Origin of the sequence: Chryseobacterium sp. C2(2020) (assembly GCF_014218915.1) — a bacterium.
Classification (GTDB): Bacteria; Bacteroidota; Bacteroidia; order Flavobacteriales; family Weeksellaceae; genus Chryseobacterium; species Chryseobacterium mucoviscidosis.
In genome coordinates, this window is the sequence record NZ_JACLCT010000022.1 from 60168 (window position 1) to 76292 (window position 16125).

General features: G+C 35.0%; 19 protein-coding genes. 7 read left to right on the top strand and 12 right to left on the bottom strand.

All coding sequences use genetic code 11. The features are described 5' to 3' along the window. Nucleotides 1-2: 2 nt before the first annotated feature. A complete protein-coding gene (locus H6W52_RS13415) occupies nt 3-794 on the bottom strand; it encodes an FkbM family methyltransferase (RefSeq protein WP_116098962.1) in 792 nt (263 codons plus the stop codon). 287 nt (nt 795-1081) lie between these two features. Between H6W52_RS13415 and hpt the strand changes: the two genes are divergently transcribed. From hpt to obgE, 3 genes are all read left to right on the top strand, one after another. After that, complete coding sequence (gene hpt, locus H6W52_RS13420) at nt 1082-1636, top strand: hypoxanthine phosphoribosyltransferase (RefSeq protein ID WP_076392149.1); 555 nt, start codon at nt 1082-1084, stop codon at nt 1634-1636. Nucleotides 1637-1774: 138 nt separating this feature from the next. Next, nucleotides 1775-2356, top strand: a complete 582-nt coding sequence (locus tag H6W52_RS13425; protein ID WP_076392151.1) for an adenylate kinase — start codon at nt 1775-1777, stop codon at nt 2354-2356. 80 nt (nt 2357-2436) lie between these two features. Further along, nucleotides 2437-3420 (top strand): GTPase ObgE, encoded by a 984-nt coding sequence (gene obgE / locus H6W52_RS13430; RefSeq protein WP_076392153.1) that lies wholly within the window; start codon nt 2437-2439, stop codon nt 3418-3420. Between the two features lie 48 nt (nt 3421-3468). On the opposite strand, the gene H6W52_RS13435 is transcribed toward obgE, so the two are convergent. Then, a complete protein-coding gene (locus H6W52_RS13435; protein ID WP_116098963.1) occupies nt 3469-4200 on the bottom strand; it encodes a class I SAM-dependent methyltransferase in 732 nt (243 codons plus the stop codon). Between the two features lie 306 nt (nt 4201-4506). On the opposite strand from H6W52_RS13435, the gene H6W52_RS13440 reads away from it, so the two are divergent. The 3 genes from H6W52_RS13440 (at nt 4507) to H6W52_RS13450 (ending at nt 6754) form a co-directional block, all read left to right on the top strand. Beyond that, on the top strand, nt 4507-4686 hold the full coding sequence (locus H6W52_RS13440) for a bacteriocin-like protein (RefSeq protein ID WP_116098965.1): 180 nt from the start codon (nt 4507-4509) through the stop codon (nt 4684-4686). A gap of 185 nt (nt 4687-4871) precedes the next feature. Further along, the gene (locus H6W52_RS13445) at nt 4872-5360 is read left to right on the top strand and encodes a DUF6438 domain-containing protein (protein WP_116098966.1); all 489 of its coding nucleotides are present in this window, start codon (nt 4872-4874) and stop codon (nt 5358-5360) included. A gap of 86 nt (nt 5361-5446) precedes the next feature. After that, nucleotides 5447-6754 (top strand): DEAD/DEAH box helicase, encoded by a 1308-nt coding sequence (locus H6W52_RS13450; RefSeq protein WP_116098967.1) that lies wholly within the window; start codon nt 5447-5449, stop codon nt 6752-6754. Nucleotides 6755-6789: 35 nt separating this feature from the next. Here H6W52_RS13450 and H6W52_RS13455 read toward each other — a convergent pair whose 3' ends face one another. The 10 genes from H6W52_RS13455 to H6W52_RS13500 form a co-directional block, all read right to left on the bottom strand. After that, the gene (locus H6W52_RS13455; protein ID WP_116098968.1) at nt 6790-7557 is read right to left on the bottom strand and encodes a TatD family hydrolase; all 768 of its coding nucleotides are present in this window, start codon (nt 7555-7557) and stop codon (nt 6790-6792) included. A gap of 2 nt (nt 7558-7559) precedes the next feature. Beyond that, nucleotides 7560-8090, bottom strand: coding sequence for a DUF4269 domain-containing protein (locus H6W52_RS13460; RefSeq protein ID WP_116098969.1), 531 nt, complete (start codon nt 8088-8090; stop codon nt 7560-7562). Further along, nucleotides 8087-8437, bottom strand: a complete 351-nt coding sequence (locus tag H6W52_RS13465; RefSeq protein WP_116098970.1) for a hypothetical protein — start codon at nt 8435-8437, stop codon at nt 8087-8089. The genes H6W52_RS13460 and H6W52_RS13465 overlap by 4 nt, the downstream gene beginning before the upstream one ends. A gap of 6 nt (nt 8438-8443) precedes the next feature. Beyond that, nucleotides 8444-9394, bottom strand: a complete 951-nt coding sequence (locus H6W52_RS13470; RefSeq protein ID WP_116098971.1) for a GSCFA domain-containing protein — start codon at nt 9392-9394, stop codon at nt 8444-8446. Between the two features lie 85 nt (nt 9395-9479). Next, complete coding sequence (locus H6W52_RS13475) at nt 9480-10451, bottom strand: polyprenyl synthetase family protein (RefSeq protein ID WP_116098972.1); 972 nt, start codon at nt 10449-10451, stop codon at nt 9480-9482. A 97-nt stretch (nt 10452-10548) separates the two neighbouring features. Continuing rightward, complete coding sequence (locus H6W52_RS13480; protein ID WP_116098973.1) at nt 10549-10845, bottom strand: type II toxin-antitoxin system RelE/ParE family toxin; 297 nt, start codon at nt 10843-10845, stop codon at nt 10549-10551. Further along, a complete protein-coding gene (locus H6W52_RS13485) occupies nt 10830-11063 on the bottom strand; it encodes a hypothetical protein (RefSeq protein WP_116098974.1) in 234 nt (77 codons plus the stop codon). The genes H6W52_RS13480 and H6W52_RS13485 overlap by 16 nt, the downstream gene beginning before the upstream one ends. A 108-nt stretch (nt 11064-11171) precedes the next feature. Next, entirely contained in the window at nt 11172-12314 is a 1143-nt protein-coding gene (locus H6W52_RS13490) for an inorganic phosphate transporter (protein ID WP_087712448.1), read from the bottom strand. Nucleotides 12315-12334: 20 nt separating this feature from the next. Then, nucleotides 12335-12973, bottom strand: a complete 639-nt coding sequence (locus tag H6W52_RS13495; RefSeq protein ID WP_076392175.1) for a DUF47 domain-containing protein — start codon at nt 12971-12973, stop codon at nt 12335-12337. A 152-nt stretch (nt 12974-13125) separates the two neighbouring features. Next, nucleotides 13126-14820 (bottom strand): DEAD/DEAH box helicase, encoded by a 1695-nt coding sequence (locus H6W52_RS13500; protein WP_116098975.1) that lies wholly within the window; start codon nt 14818-14820, stop codon nt 13126-13128. Between the two features lie 360 nt (nt 14821-15180). On the opposite strand from H6W52_RS13500, the gene H6W52_RS13505 reads away from it, so the two are divergent. After that, a complete protein-coding gene (locus H6W52_RS13505; RefSeq protein ID WP_228457577.1) occupies nt 15181-15849 on the top strand; it encodes a DUF2461 domain-containing protein in 669 nt (222 codons plus the stop codon). The last annotated feature ends 276 nt before the right edge of the window (nt 15850-16125 follow it).

Consider the following 16125-nt stretch of genomic DNA (forward strand, 5'->3'; position numbering starts at 1 on the left):
TATTAGTTTTTTGGAATAAAAATAATGTTGTTGATGTATTCCGTTTTATTTTTTTCGTCGCTGATGTTTTTTAAAAGAATTTCTTCCGTTAATTTTTTAAGCTCAAAAGTGTGCCTGTTCAGGTAGTTTGCATCATAACCCCACGATTCAACTTCTGAGATCTCTTCCCAGATCGGAGTCTGGTGATGTCTCTGTTCCATTTCCACCATTAAAGTCGGTGAAAACTGTTTAATAATCTGCTTCGCACCGTGAAGTGTTTTCATTTCATTGCCTTCCACATCAATTTTAATAAAATCGAGCCTGCTGAAATGTTCAATTGCCGCCCATTCGTCGAGTTTTATTACTTTTACTCTTTCGGTGTAGCTCTGTTCTTCGCCTTTTTCCTTGTAATCTGTATTCAGGGTTCCTCTTGAAGCAACCATTTTTCCGTTGATGATCGGAACTTTAAATTCAGCCGTTGTATTTTCGTCAGACAGTGCCAAAGGAAAAATCCGCATTGCCGGAAATAATCTTTTCAGACGGTGATACAGTTTTTTATTGGGCTCAAAAGCATAAATGTTCTCATGATCCAGCTTATTTTCAAGCTGATAAAGGAAGCTTCCTACATTGGCTCCGATATCAAAGATTACTGCATTTTTAGGTAAGAATTCTTTAATCCAAACCAATTCCGGTTCTACATTTCGCGACGAAAAATTATCTTTGGTAAGATTGTTTAAGGTTTTAAAATATCTTTTTTTATAAAAATTCGGGCTTATATATTGCAGCTTCTCAGCAATTCTTTGGTACAGAGACATTGTAAGGTTTTTGGACTAATCAGCAAATATAAGAAAAAAGGTTAAAACAATGTTAAAATAATGCGATTGTAAATATTTGATTTTTAACATTTTGGGTAATTTTAAAATTTAGTTTTAATTTTAAGTGAATTCTTTTGTCTTTCGGTAAGATGATTTTAAATGTTTCTAAGGCATTCTGTAATAGGGCATTGAAAATATAAAGCCCAATGATTTTAAAAACTCTTCATCTTTATCCATTAAAAACTTTCGTCAAAAATCCGTAACTTTGCCAACTACTAAAATTTTTTATGGAGAGTATTAAAGTTCACGACAAAACTTTTGTTCCTTATCTGGAGGATGCCGAGATTCAGGAGATTGTAAAAGCTACGGCTTTAAAGATTTATGAAGATTATAAAGATGAAGTTCCTGTTTTTATAGGTGTTTTGAATGGGGTGATTATGTTCTTCTCAGACCTTTTGAAGCATTATCCGGGACCATGCGAAATTGCTTTCATCCAGATGAGTTCTTACGTGGGAACAGAATCTACAGGAATTGTTTACCAGAAAATGGAACTGACGAAGGATGTAAAAGACCGTCACATCATTCTGGTAGAAGATATTGTAGATACCGGAAATACCGTAGAGAGTCTTTTCAAGTATTTTAACGAGACACAGCGTCCGAAATCTGTAAAAATAGCTTCATTCTTACTGAAACCTGAAGTATATAAGAAGGATTTCAAGCTGGATTATATCGGGAAAGAAATTCCAAACAAATTTGTTTTAGGGTACGGTCTGGATTATGATGAATTAGGAAGAAACTTACCCAATTTGTACCAGTTAGAAGACGGACAAATCAATCATTAAAACGCTGTTGGCTATTAGCTGATAGCTTTTAGCTTAAAAGTAAAATAAAGAAATAAATTTAATAATAACTTAAAAACAGCTAAAAGCAGGAAGCAGGCCGAAAAAAGCAGTGCCGATTGCCGGAAGCAAAACAACATTATGATAAACATCGTTCTGTTCGGTCCTCCAGGAAGTGGAAAAGGAACACAAGCACAAAACCTGATCGAGAAATTCAATTTAAAACAAATCTCAACAGGTGATCTTTTCAGATTCAACATGAAAAATGATACCGAGCTTGGAAAATTGGCAAAATCTTACATTGATAAGGGAGAATTGGTTCCGGATCAGGTAACAACAGATATGCTGATCGATGAGATCAGAAAACCTACTGATGCAGCAGGATTTATTTTCGACGGTTATCCGAGAACGGCTGTTCAGACGGAAGCGTTGGAAAAAATAGTGAAAGAAGAACTGAATGATGAAATTGATGTATGCCTTTCTTTGGTGGTTGAAGATTCAATTTTGGTAGACCGATTATTGAAAAGAGGAGAAATCAGTGGAAGATCAGACGACAGCAATGTAGAGATCATCCAAAACAGAATAAAAGAGTACTACGCAAAAACAGCAGAAGTAGCCGAGCTGTACAAGCAGCAGGGCAAATATGTAGAGATCAACGGTGTCGGAGACATCAATGAAATCTCTGAAAAACTTTTCGCTGAAGTAGAGAAGTTTCAAAAGTAAAAATTTTTGATTCAAGGTTCAAAGTTCCAAATTCAAGGTTAAAACTTTGAACCTTCAACATAAAACCTTGAATTAAAATTATGTCAAATTTTGTAGATTACGTAAAGATTCATTGTAAAAGCGGTCATGGAGGAGCAGGTTCTGCGCATCTCCGCCGTGAAAAATATATTCCTAAGGGCGGTCCGGATGGAGGAGACGGAGGTAGAGGAGGCCACGTCATCATGAAAGGAAATGCCAACGAATGGACTTTACTTCCTTTGCGTTACACGCGACACGTAAAAGCGGAGCGTGGTGAAAACGGAGGAAAAAATCAGTTAACAGGAGCTTACGGAGCCGATGTTTATATTGAAGTTCCTATCGGAACGATTGCTAAAAATGAAGATGGCGAGATCATCGGTGAAATTCTGGAAGACGGTCAGGAAATTATTCTGATGGAAGGAGGAATGGGAGGAAAGGGAAATGAGCACTTCAAATCTTCTACCAACCAGACTCCAAGATTTGCGCAACCAGGAATGGACGGACAAGAAGGATACGTTGTTTTCGAGCTTAAAATTCTTGCGGATGTAGGTCTTGTAGGATTTCCGAACGCAGGAAAGTCTACGTTGTTATCCTCTGTTTCTGCGGCTAAACCTAAAATTGCAGATTATGCTTTTACCACTTTAACACCTAATCTTGGAATTGTGGATTACAGAAATTATAAATCTTTTGTAATGGCAGATATTCCGGGGATTATTGAAGGAGCGGCTGAAGGAAAAGGTTTGGGACACCGTTTTTTAAGACATATTGAAAGGAATTCCATCCTGTTGTTTTTAATTCCTGCAGATTCTGAAGATCATTTTCAGGAGTTTAAAATTCTGGAAAATGAATTAAAGGAATACAATCCTGAATTGCTGGATAAAGATTTTATTATTTCCATCTCAAAATCCGATCTTCTTGATGAAGAGTTGAGGAAAGAAATTTCCGCAGAATTTCCCGAAAACAGACAGCCTTTATTTTTCTCAGGCGTTACCGGAGAAGGTCTTATGGAACTGAAAGATGTGATCTGGAAGAAATTACATGGATAGGATTTAACCGATACTAAAATATAAAAGGAGAAACAAAGCGTTTCTCCTTTATTTTTTGCAGATAATCACCGTTTCGTTCTTTTGTAATCCCAGATAAACATCTTCATCAAAAATTCTGATTTCCGTATTAAATCCTGTTTCTTTAAGACGGGTTTCCAGACCTTCAACGGAATAAATCCTCACATGATCCTCCTGCCCGAAATGTTTTAATCTCTCTTTCTCCGTAACGATAGAATAATCTTCATAAATTTCTCCCTTTTTAAATGGTGTCTGAATTAAGACTGTTCCATTTTTCTTCAAAACCCGGTAGAGTTCACTCATTGCTTTTTTATCATCTACAATATGTTCTAAGATGTGATAACAGATAATGAGATCAAAGGTTTCGTCTTTACAGGTAATTGCAGTAATATCGTAGCGGTAGTCAGCTATAAAATCGGTTCCGAAATCTGTAGCAAAATATTGTATGTTGTTTTTCTTTTTCCATTTTCTGTATAATATTCTGAAAGGTGAAAAATCTAATATAGCAATATTAGGAACAATAAATTCCTCATTTAAAAGCTTATAAAGTCTTCTGGTTCTGGAAATGCTCCCGCATACAGGGCAAATCAAATCTCCATTATTAAGTTTTGCAAAATTTTTAAGCTGGGTTTCACATACATTACACTGATGGTTTTTCCCTTTATATAAAGGTTTTAAGATTTTTCTAAAATTTTCTTCATTTTTTACAAGAACATTTTGAGGAATAAAACTTTTAATAATGGATTTGAGGAAATTATACATATCAGAAAATTACAATTGTCAAAATAACAAAAATTTATCCGAATACCTTTTTATATTTAGAACAATTATTGTCAGAGATTATGCAAGTCATTATGAATTAAAAAAAATAGGCTTAAATTTATTTCGGAATAAAGTTTTATTTAACTTAAAGTTTGATAAAATTCTCAACAAAATTAGATTTATATTTTCATATGATATTGATTATTAATACAGAGTAAAGATAATGTAACAAATTTCTTATTTTTTAAAATAAAAATCACTACTTAATGATATTTTAATTATTTTTGAAAACTTAAATTAATTACTATGAAAAATTTGAAAAAAATTAAAAGAGAAGAATTAAAAGAAATTAAAGGAGGAGCTTTGCCCGGTATGAAAAGATGTTATGATGAAGTTACCTGTGAACGTAGAATTTACTATGCAGCAGGAACATTGAACAGTCCTTGTGCTCCAGATTTACCGGTATGTCTTCCACAAGAGGGTTAAAATATACTTAACGGTTTATTATAAACAGAATTCGTCAGAGTTCTGTTTTTTTATTCTAAAAATAATGCTGTATCAAAAATTAATACATTTGAAACTATTTTCTGCTTGAAAATTCTTTTCAAAGTTGTAGTTACTACAATAATATTTTGGAACAATTATTGAAACACACCACTCAAATGTAAGCTATGAAATATATATTCAGTCTTTTTGCCTTTATTTTCCTATTTTCGTGTACCCCGCAAAAAAATAATTCAAAATATTCAAAAATCGAATATGAAGCAGGTGCCTGTTTCGGATCTTGTCCTATTTTTAAAATAACGGTTAATCCTGACAGAACTGCTGTTTTTGAGGCAGAACATTTTAATTTTACGAACGGATTTTCTAAAGGAGATTTCAATAAACCCCGTGAAGGAACCTTTAAAGGAACTATTAAGCAGGAAGATTATAATAAATTATCAGCTTTATTAGATGGTTTGAATGTAAAAAATCTCAATGAAAAATATGGGGAAAGAAATATTACGGATCTCCCAACCTCCCATTTAAGAATTAATTTTGCCGACGGAACCTCAAAACATGTTGAAGATTACGGGAAAAGAGGAACCGAAAAACTTGAAGAATTATATAAGTTTTTTGAAGATTTAAGATTCAGTCAGCAATGGACAAAAGTGAATTGATCCATTAAAAATATTTAAGCTACCTTTGCAAAATATAATTCCTTCATTTTGAAGGAATTTTGTTTTAATTATTAAATACAATTTATTTGAATTTTACAGACTTACAATTAATAGATCCTATTTCAAAAGCAATTCAGGAACAAGGATATACCAACCCGACCCCGATTCAGGAAAGATCTATTCCGGAAATTTTAAAAGGTAAAGATTTTCTGGGTTGCGCACAGACAGGGACAGGAAAAACGGCAGCTTTTGCGATTCCTATCCTTCAGAATCTTGCTCAGAACAAATTTCCAAACAAAAATATAAAAGCTTTAATCTTAACGCCTACAAGAGAACTGGCAATCCAGATTGAAGAAAACATCAATGCTTACGGAAAATATTTGCCTTTAAAGCATCTCGTAATTTTTGGCGGTGTAAAGCAGGGAAATCAGGAAGCTGCATTGAAAAAAGGAGTTGATATTCTCGTGGCAACACCGGGAAGACTTCTGGATTTTATTGCTCAGGGAATCATCAGCTTAAAAAATCTTGAAATTTTTGTACTGGATGAAGCCGACAGAATGCTGGATATGGGTTTTGTGCATGATGTAAAAAGAATCATCAAACTTTTGCCTCAGAAAAGACAGACTTTGTTTTTCTCTGCAACCATGCCTTCAGAAATACAGAAACTGGCAGATTCTATTCTTAATAATCCGGTAAAGGTAGAGGTAACTCCGGTTTCATCTACCGCAGAAACCATTAAGCAGTCGGTGTACTTTGTGGAAAAAGATAATAAACTGAATCTTTTAACGCACATTTTAAAGAATGACATTTCAGATTCTGTATTGGTTTTTGCAAGAACGAAACACGGTGCTGATAAAATTGCGAGAAAACTTCAGAAAGATAATATTACAACCGAGGCTATTCACGGAAATAAATCCCAGAATGCACGTCAGAATGCTTTAAACAATTTTAAATCCGGAAAAACAAGGGTTTTGGTTGCGACAGACATTGCAGCGAGAGGAATTGATATTGATGAGCTTAAATACGTTGTTAATTTTGAGTTGTCTGATGTTTCCGAAACCTATGTTCACAGAATCGGAAGAACGGGTAGAGCAGGAGCGGAAGGAACTTCTATTTCATTTGTAGACGGTCTGGATCTGCTGAATCTGCGCAATACGGAGAAACTGATCGGAATGAAAATTCCTGTGGTAAAAAATCATCCGTTTCATACAGACGATCTGGTTGCTCAGAAAAGAGATTCGAACAACAAGCCAGTTCCTGCAGGAGGGGAAAAACCGAAACAGGCAAGAGGAAATTCTTCAAAATTCAGCCGAAATAAGTCAAAGCCGGATAACGGAGCGGCATCGGTTGGTTTTAAAAAGCCTAAGAATAAAAATTTCACTAGAAAGAAATAATGCGAAAGCCTTCCAAATCCGGAAGGCTTTTATTTTTAAATCTGAACGAAAATTTTCTTCGCATTTTCAGTAGTAATTCTGTCAATTTCAGAAAAGTCTGTTTTATAGAGATCTACCAGTTTTCCGGCAACCAGATTAAGATAGGAGCTTTCATTTCGTTTTCCTCTGTACGGAACCGGAGCGAGGTAAGGCGAATCTGTTTCCAGAACGATTTTATCCAAAGGGATTTCATGCAGAAACTGATCTATTTTACCATTTTTAAAGGTTACAACACCTCCGATCCCTAAAATGAAATTCAGGTCAATTGCCTGTTTTGCCTGTTCTAAATTTCCTGAAAAACAATGGAAAATTCCTCTCAGTTTCGGATGCTTTTTTCTTTCCAGAACTTCAAAAGTTTCATCAAAGCTTTCTCTGGTGTGGATTACGATAGGAAGATCTTTTTCAATTGCCCAGTCGATTTGCTGTTCAAAAGCCTTCACCTGAATATCAAGAGTGGTTTTATCCCAGTATAGATCGATTCCGATTTCTCCGATGGCAGGAAAAGACCTTTGATCGAGATAATTCTTAACGATTTCGAGTTCTTTTTCCCAGGATTCCGGTTTTACGTAGCAGGGATGCAATCCCATCATCGAAAAGATATGTTGCGGATATTCAGCTTGCAGTTGGAGCATTTTTTCGTGAGATTCCGAATCGATTGCCGGGAGATAAAATTCTGTAATTCCTTTATCTAATGCTCTCTGAATGGCTTCTTTTCTGTCTTCATCAAATTCTTCTGCGTATAAATGTGTATGTGTGTCAATCATTTTTATATCATTTTTAACAGGTCTTCGTAAGGTTTTTCCAAATTCAGCAAGATACCGAAAGCGGGTTCCGTTTTGATGCCCTGTTTTTTTAATTCTATTATTCTCTGCTTAAAATCTTCACCTTTTTCCTGTAATATTTTGTATTCGGCAATCATATGAAGGTAGGCGTTCTGTTTGGTTGCTGGTCTGCTCTGTCCGAAAATTTCTATAGAAAATTCTTCCAGTCTGAAATTCATAACAATTGCTTTTTCGTTTTCAATCATTATATTTTCCACCGTAACTTGTGTTTCTGCAGGTACAATTTTCTTAAAGCTCAATTCTTCTAAAAAATCCTCTTCAAAATTAAGATCAACTTCGCAAATAATGTCTAAATCACTATCTTCAATATCAATTTCTATGGGAATAGTTCCTGCCAAAATGGGAGAATATTCCTTCAGCTTTTCAAAAATATGATATCTCGTTAAAACTTCATAAGCTCTTTTTTGCCTTTCATTTCCGTTCTTCAGATAGTCGATCTTTGTGAAATCAATCATTTTGATTCTATTGAATTTGAAGACTCAACATGATGGGTGTTTATCTGATGTAAAACTTCATTTGTGATGTCTTTTCCTCCCGTAAAGTTTCTGTAAAAAGAGGCAATACTGAAAATAGGTCCGAAAGGAATTCCCCACCACCCAAAAAATAAAGTCAACAGCGAATATTTCCAACTGTATTTTGAGGAAGACTCATCAGATTTTATAAAATAAATATCACTTGGTCTTTTTGATGATAGGAAAATAATTGAAATTGTATATGAAAAAACTACGAATTTAGCACCTTTCTGTAATTCATCATTTAATTGATCGGTTGATAATCCTTCTGTGTTTTTAATAATAGCCATTAGTTTTTAAAATATTTTATGCTTTACTTTTTTTCGCTGAGCTTCAATTCTTAGGTTCAATTTTTCTTTAAATTCGATGTATTTCGGATCTTTTTCATCGTTGGTTTTATGCTCCAACGCTTTGTGGATTTTAAAATTTTCTTTAATAAAATCTTTTGTCTCATCCGAAAAATATGCATTTCCGAATTTTTCGAAAATGTAATTAATTGCCTGATTGTTAGGATGAATCATATCTTCTTTGTAAAAACGGTAATCGCGGAGATCGTCCATCAAGATTTCATAAACCGGAAGATAATGACAGTAATCCAGTTCATCAATCATCTCATGAATTGCCGTGATCAGTTTGGATTTACTGAGCTGATTTTCAATCATACCGTCTTTGGTATGGCGAACCGGAGAAACAGTAAATAAGATCTGAACATCGTCCGGACAGATGTCTTTGAGGTTTAAAATTGTATTGTACACAGAATCTGTAAGTTCCTGAAAGGTCAGAAGTCTTTTTTCAAAGAATTTCTGAGGAATTTTATGACAATTAGCGACGAGCTTGTTTTTAGGCGTAAATTCGTAAATAAATGAACTTCCGTAAGTTATAATCACCCAGTTGGATTTTTGGAGAAAAGAATTTCCCTCCTCAAGACCGGAATTTATTTTCTGTAACGTCTGATGAACATACCTTGTATCAAAACTTGAATGATGATCCAGAGAAATGAATTCATCGTTGAAGGTAATCAGTTCATCTTCATGATAAAATTCAGCATCATGAAGTCTTTTAACCGCGTTATTGATTGAAAAAGGGTTGAAAATTGTCCCGAAAGGATTATTGATAGTCTGCAATTGCCCCTGCTGAAAAAGATCAGACATTTCAGAGGCAAAACAGGAGCCAATCGAAAATATTCTATCTTCAACTTCAATCTTCTTCTGCGATTCTTTGATATCAACTTCGGTTCTGAACTTCATTTAATCAATTTGAAAATTTGAGAATGTGTCAATTTGAAAATTTAAGGTTTATGCTTACTCATTTTCAAATTGACTTATTATCAAATTATGATTCTCTTCTCAATAAATAATTGGCAAGCTCTGCAAACGGCTTTTTCTTTTCTTCCGGAATATCGATTTTCTGAAGATAGCTTTGCCCGATTTCGTTATGTTTTTCGATCAGACGTAAAGCTTTTTCGTCTACTTTTGTTCTTCTGAAAATCTTTTCTACACCATAAACTTTATCGATATTATCGGTCTTTTTAGAGTACCAGTAATCCAGCTCTTTTCTTTCTTCTTCTGTAGCGTGTTCTCTCGCCATCAGGTAAAGAACGGTTTTTTTGTTTTCGTAAATATCTCCGGCGTGTTTTTTACCGAACTGTGCCTGATCTCCGAAAACATCCAGATAATCGTCCATGATCTGGAAAGCAATTCCGATATGCTTTCCGAAGTTAAAAATGGCTTTTGCATCCTTGAAGTTTGCTTTAGCAATCAATGCTCCGATTTCAAAGGAAGAAGCGCTTAAAGCTCCGGTTTTGTAGGTAATCATTCTGATGTAATCGTCAAACGTTACATTTTCCTGAGTTTCGAAATTGATGTCATATTGCTGTCCTTCGCATAAAAGCAGTCCTGTATGGGTAAAAATCCTGATGCACGCTTTGAAAATCTCAGGCTCAAGATCTTCGAAAAATTTATAGGCTTTCAGCATCAGTCCGTCTCCTGAAAGAATTCCAACGTTAATTCCGTGTAAGGTATGAATGGTTGGTTTGTTTCTTCTTAATGGTGCTTCATCCATAATGTCATCATGGATCAGCGTGAAATTATGGAAAAATTCAATTGCCAGAGCCGGCTTTATAGCTTCTTTAAGATCACCTCCAAACAAATCGCAGGCCATCAGAACCATGATCGGACGAAGACGCTTTCCTCCGTGCGAAATAATATAGTTCATGGGATCGTAAAGTTCGGTAGGCTTATCTTTGAAGGTATATTTGGTAATAGCATCCGCAACAATCTGCTGATATCTGTCTAAAAATTCCATAAATTCTAATAGTTTGAACAAAAATACAATTTTTCAGGGCTTTATAAAACAAAATCCTCACCGTTTTAAGAGTGAAGATTTATTATTAAGTCAAAAATTATTTTAATTGAACTGTATCCGGATTTTTACTTCCATGTCGAATGGTGAGAATATAAATTTTATGATCTACACATTCGTAATAAAGAAGGTATTTATGAACAATCTTTACAGAAACGTTTGGTATATCTGTCTTTCTTCCGATATCCGGAAATTCAGAAAGTAATTCTAAATTATTTTTGATTAAATTATTAAGCTTTATACTGAATGAGTTTGATTGGTTTCTGTTAATCCAATACTGAAGAATATCAAGCCATTCATTGCTGGCTCTTTTTGTCCAGATTATTTGTTTAGCCATGCATTTATTTCTTTCTGAAAATCTTCATCAGATAAAATACTTCCCTCTTTAATTTCTATTCTTGCTTCCGAAACTGCTTTTTTTTCTTCTTCATTGGTTACGTAGATTTCTTCATCGTTTTGAAATTGAAGAAGCTGCAATAGTTCTTTTAATCTTGCCTTGTTGGTAATGCCTGTGATCTGATTAATCAGGTCTATTTGTAATTCTGCAGTGCTCATAGCTTATAATTTAATCTTACATAAAATTAATAAAAATTTTAACTTTAAGAAAACAAAAAACTTTGCCCGAAAGAGCAAAGTTTTATTATTTTGAGTAATCTCAGCTGTTTAAGATAATGCAGTTACTGCAAGATAAGTAATTCCGGCAACAATTGCAGAGATCGGAATGGTAAGAACCCATGCCCAAAGAAGGCTTACAGTGATTCCCCATCTTACGGCAGAAACTCTTTTGGTAAGACCAACCCCGATGATGGAACCTGTAATCGTATGTGTGGTAGAAACAGGAATCCCGAAGTGATCTGTAATGAATAACGTAATAGCACCTGCTGTTTCAGCACTTACTCCTTCCAGAGAAGTTACTTTTGTAATTTTCGTTCCCATGGTTTTGATGATCTTCCATCCACCGCTCATTGTACCTAAAGCGATCGCGATAAACGAAACCAGAGGAACCCAGATATAATGCTGTGCGAAATAATCAAAACGTGCTGCTGATTCAAGATTTAAATAAATCGGATCGTGAAGCATTTCAACGTGATAGTAAATTAATGCCGCACCAATGATTCCCATTACCTTCTGCGCATCGTTAAGACCGTGTCCTAAACTGAAAAGTGCCGAAGAAGCAAGCTGTAATTTTTTGAAAGACTGGTCTGCTTTGTGCGGGTTTGATCTTTTATAAAGGTGAACAATAATTAAAGTAATGATAATTGAGATAATCATCCCGATAATTGGAGCCATGAAAATGAAAAGGAAAATAGGGATTACTTTATCAAATTTCACAACGCTCTGGTGCGTTACCTGCGAAGCGGCTGCCTTTACGGTTTCCCAAGTCCCCAATTCCGGCTGTGCTGCTGCAACGTTGTGGTAATCCATCATAAAAGCGTGCATTAAAGCGGCTCCTAAAAATCCTCCGATCAGCGTGTGTGAAGAGGAAGAAGGAATACCAAACCACCACGTTAAAAGGTTCCATGCGATTGCCGCAACAAGACCTGAAAAGATAACTTCGAGGGTGATAAAATTCTCATTAACTGTTTTGGCAATTGTATTACCAATTTTAAATTCTCCGATGATATAAGCCGCAATGAAGAATGCTGCAAAATTCCAGAGTGCTGCCCAAAGAACTGCCTGGAACGGAGTTAAAACTTTTGTAGAAACAATAGTCGCAATTGAGTTGGCTGCATCATGAAAACCATTGATGTAATCGAATATTAAAGCCAATGCAATAATAACTATAAGTAAAATCGGAAATTCCATTGTTTAATTATAATTATTAATTAAGCGTATTTAATCATGATGTTTTCAATCGTGTTGGCAACATCTTCTGCTTTGTCGGTTACGACTTCAAGATAATTAAGTACAGATGAAACTTTGATAATGTTGATCGCATCGTTTGTTTCAAACAATTCTACCATAGAATTGGATAACAAATCGTCTGCAATGTTTTCGATAGAGTTTACTTTGATACAAGCTTCTTTTACCTGCTCCATATTTTTGAATCCTTTCAGGTTTTTCATTGCATTCTGGATCTCAAGACAAGCTTTGTGAATCAGCAATGAAAAGTCTGAATAAGCCTTCATTTCAGGCGATTTGTAAAGGAAAATATATTTTGTAGAAGCGTAGATGTAATCTGCGATATCGTCTAATCCTGTTGCTAAAGTGTGGATGTCTTCTCTGTCGAAAGGAGTGATGAAGTTTTTCCCCAGTTCTACGAAGATCTCGTGAGTAAGCTCATCATTTTTGTGTTCGTAATCGCTCATCTTTTTCAACATAGAATCGTCGTTCAGATCGAAATCTTTGATTCCGTGGTTGAATTCCTCAGACATTGCTACAAGGTTTTCTGTTACTTTTTCGAAAAGCACAAAGAAGATTTTATCTTTCGGTTGAAAAGCGTGGAAAATATTACCAATTCCCATTGTAAAGTTTTTATAATTCGTGTGCAAATTTCTTAAAAAACCGCCTTACCTGAAAGGGTATAACATTAAGTTTTGTTAACATTGGATGAACGCCTGATTATCAAATAAAAAAACCGACTTTACAGCCGGTTTTGGATATATTTTCAGTAAGATTAATTAGCCTCTTCAGCTCTCATTTCCTTACCTCTGAATTTCATTGTAGAAATATTGCTTAAAAGATCTCCTTTGAAAGATTTTTCAACCTCGAAGAAAGAGAATTTCTCTAGAATTTCGATGTCTCCGATCTCGGCTCTTTTTTTGCTTTTTCCTGAAGATGTCGCTTTGTTGATGATGTCTAAAACGTCAAGTTTTTTCAGTTGGTCTTTTTTACCAAGGTTGAAGAAAAATCGAACCATATTTTCGTTCTTTCTTCTTGGTTTTGCACCACGTTCTCTTCTGTCGCTTCTTTCTCCACGTTCCCCTCTGTCGCGGTCTCTTCCTCTGTCACGGTCTCTTCTTGAACCTCTGTCGTCATCTCTGCTGCTCAGTTTCTGTTCCACAAGATCATGTCTGTCTTTGTAGTACATTGCAAGATCTTTCAGTTGGAACTGAAGCAGTTTGTGAGCCAGTTCTTCTTTGGTGAATGCCGATAAATCAGGAATCAGAGAATCATCAAATTCAAAGAAATCTTCGTGAATTTCGAATAGACTTTCGAAAACTCCACCAACCTGAGCTTTGATAATATCATCACCGGTAGGAATTTTACCTTCCGTGATTTCAATTTTCGTAGCCGATTTGATCTGCTTTAATTTTCTGCTTTCTTCAGGCTTAATTAAAGACATTGAAATTCCGTCTTTTCCTGCTCTTCCTGTTCTTCCGCTTCTGTGTACGAATACTTCAGGATCGTCCGGTAAAGAATAGTGGATAACGTGGGTAAGAGAATTTACATCCAGACCTCTCGCTGCAACGTCTGTCGCTACAAGAATATCAATATTTTTCAGTCTGAACTTCTTCATTACCGTATCTCTCTGCGCCTGAGAAAGATCTCCGTGAAGCGCATCTGCTGCATAACCGTTCTGCATTAAGAAATCGGCAACTTCCTGAGTTTCCATTCTTGTTCTGCAGAAAATAATAGAGTACTGATTCGGGTTCGAATCAATTAATCTTTTTAATGCTTCTTTTTTCTGACGGTATCCTGCTACATAAAATTCGTGCTTAATGTTCTTCTTAACTTCGTTAATAGAACCTACCGAAATTCTGTGAGGCTTCGTAAGATAGTTTTTGGAAATTCTTTCCACTTCCTTGTTCATCGTTGCCGAGAAAAGGAAAGTCTGTTTTGTTTCCGGTGTTTCGCTTAAAATGGTTTCCAATTCGTCTTTGAAACCCATAGAAAGCATTTCGTCTGCTTCATCCAAAACCAACCAATGAATGGCAGAAAAGTCTAAAGCCTTTCTGTTAATCAAATCGATTACTCTTCCCGGAGTTCCCACAATAATCTGTGGTTTGTCCTTCAGAGATCTCATTTGTTCCATAATGCTACTTCCACCATAAACTGCAGTAGTTTTGATGTTCGCCATGTACTTAGAATAATTTTTTATGTCTTTAGCAATCTGAAGACATAATTCCCGCGTCGGACAAAGCACCAAAAGTTGGATTTTGCGACTCGTTTCGTCAATCATATCCAAAATCGGAAGCGAAAACGCTGCTGTTTTGCCTGTCCCCGTCTGCGCAAGTGCGATCAAGTCGCGAATATCTGAAAGAATAAAAGGGATAGTCTGTTTTTGGATTTCTGTCGGGCTTTCGTAACCCAGTTCGCCAATTGCCTTAAGAATATCAGGACTTAAATTGGTCTCCGTAAATAAATTCATTAAATATTATAAAATTTCTGCAAATATACAATAAATATTTGATTTGTTTTTGAATTATTTTTAAATAATCAAACTTAAATTCAGAATCCTTTAATCTTTTACTTTTATTTTGAAAATTAAATGCAAAAAAACAGGGTGCAAATTATAAAGATGTTAACCATTGTTTTTTTTTATTAGATGTGTTTTATTTTTTCTCTGTAATTTATGAATTTTCAAAAATTTTGAACTTTCAGATCGATTTAAATTCTTTATTTGGTTATTTGTGTGGAAAAAGTATAATTGAAAACAGTTCGGTTTTTGTACATTTGAATCATTACAATTTATCAGTTTTACAATTTAAAATAAAAAAAACTTTACAGAATGATGTCCGCAACAATTTCTCCAAAAGTATTTGATTTTCTTAATCAACTTACCGTTAACAATAACCGCGAATGGTTTACGGAAAATAAAAACCTTTACACGGAATCTCAGGAAAATGTGATTGCTTTCCTTGAAGATCTCATTAAAGAAATGTCTGGTTTTGATGAGGAACTGGGAAAAATTGATGCCAAGAAATCTCTGTTCAGAATTTATAGGGATACAAGATTTTCAAAAGATAAAATCCCTTACAAAACGAATTTCGGAGCTTCACTGGGAATGGGAAAAGGAAGTCAGAAAGGCGGATATTATCTGCATCTGGAACCGGGGAAATCGTTCATTGCCGGAGGAATTTATATGCCGGAATCTTCAGTTTTAAAAGAGTTGAGAAAAGAAATTTCTTTGTATGGAGAAGATTTTCTTAAAGTCATCAACAACAAAGAATTCAAAAAGTATTTTCAGGATCTTGATCAGGATGATAAGCTGAAAAAAATTCCGCAGGGTTTTGAAAAGGAAGATCCGATGAGAGAGTATCTCAAACTGAAAAGTTTTATCGTGGTTTATAACCTGAAAGATGAAGAAGTTTTCGATAAAAATGCCGTGAAAAATCTTGCCAAAATCTTTAAAGTGATGAAGCCTTTGAATGATTTTCTGAATACGCCGTTATTGTAGGTGAATTTGTTCAACCCTCACAGGTTTTCAAAACCTGTGAGGGTTAGGATTGATAAATTGTATAAATCAAAACGTGGAAATTCTTACGAATCATAGTTTTGAATATGTTGTAGCGTTGTATCCATCAATGAAACTTCGCAAAATCTAACAATTCATTTTGTGTGTCATTCCGCAGGAATCTACACTGTGATAGGTTTGCGACACTATCCCGTAAAGTGTGTAAGTAGAAAAGTTAGGCTTGGATTTTATAATCTGAGCCTTTTTTCAAAAATAAGC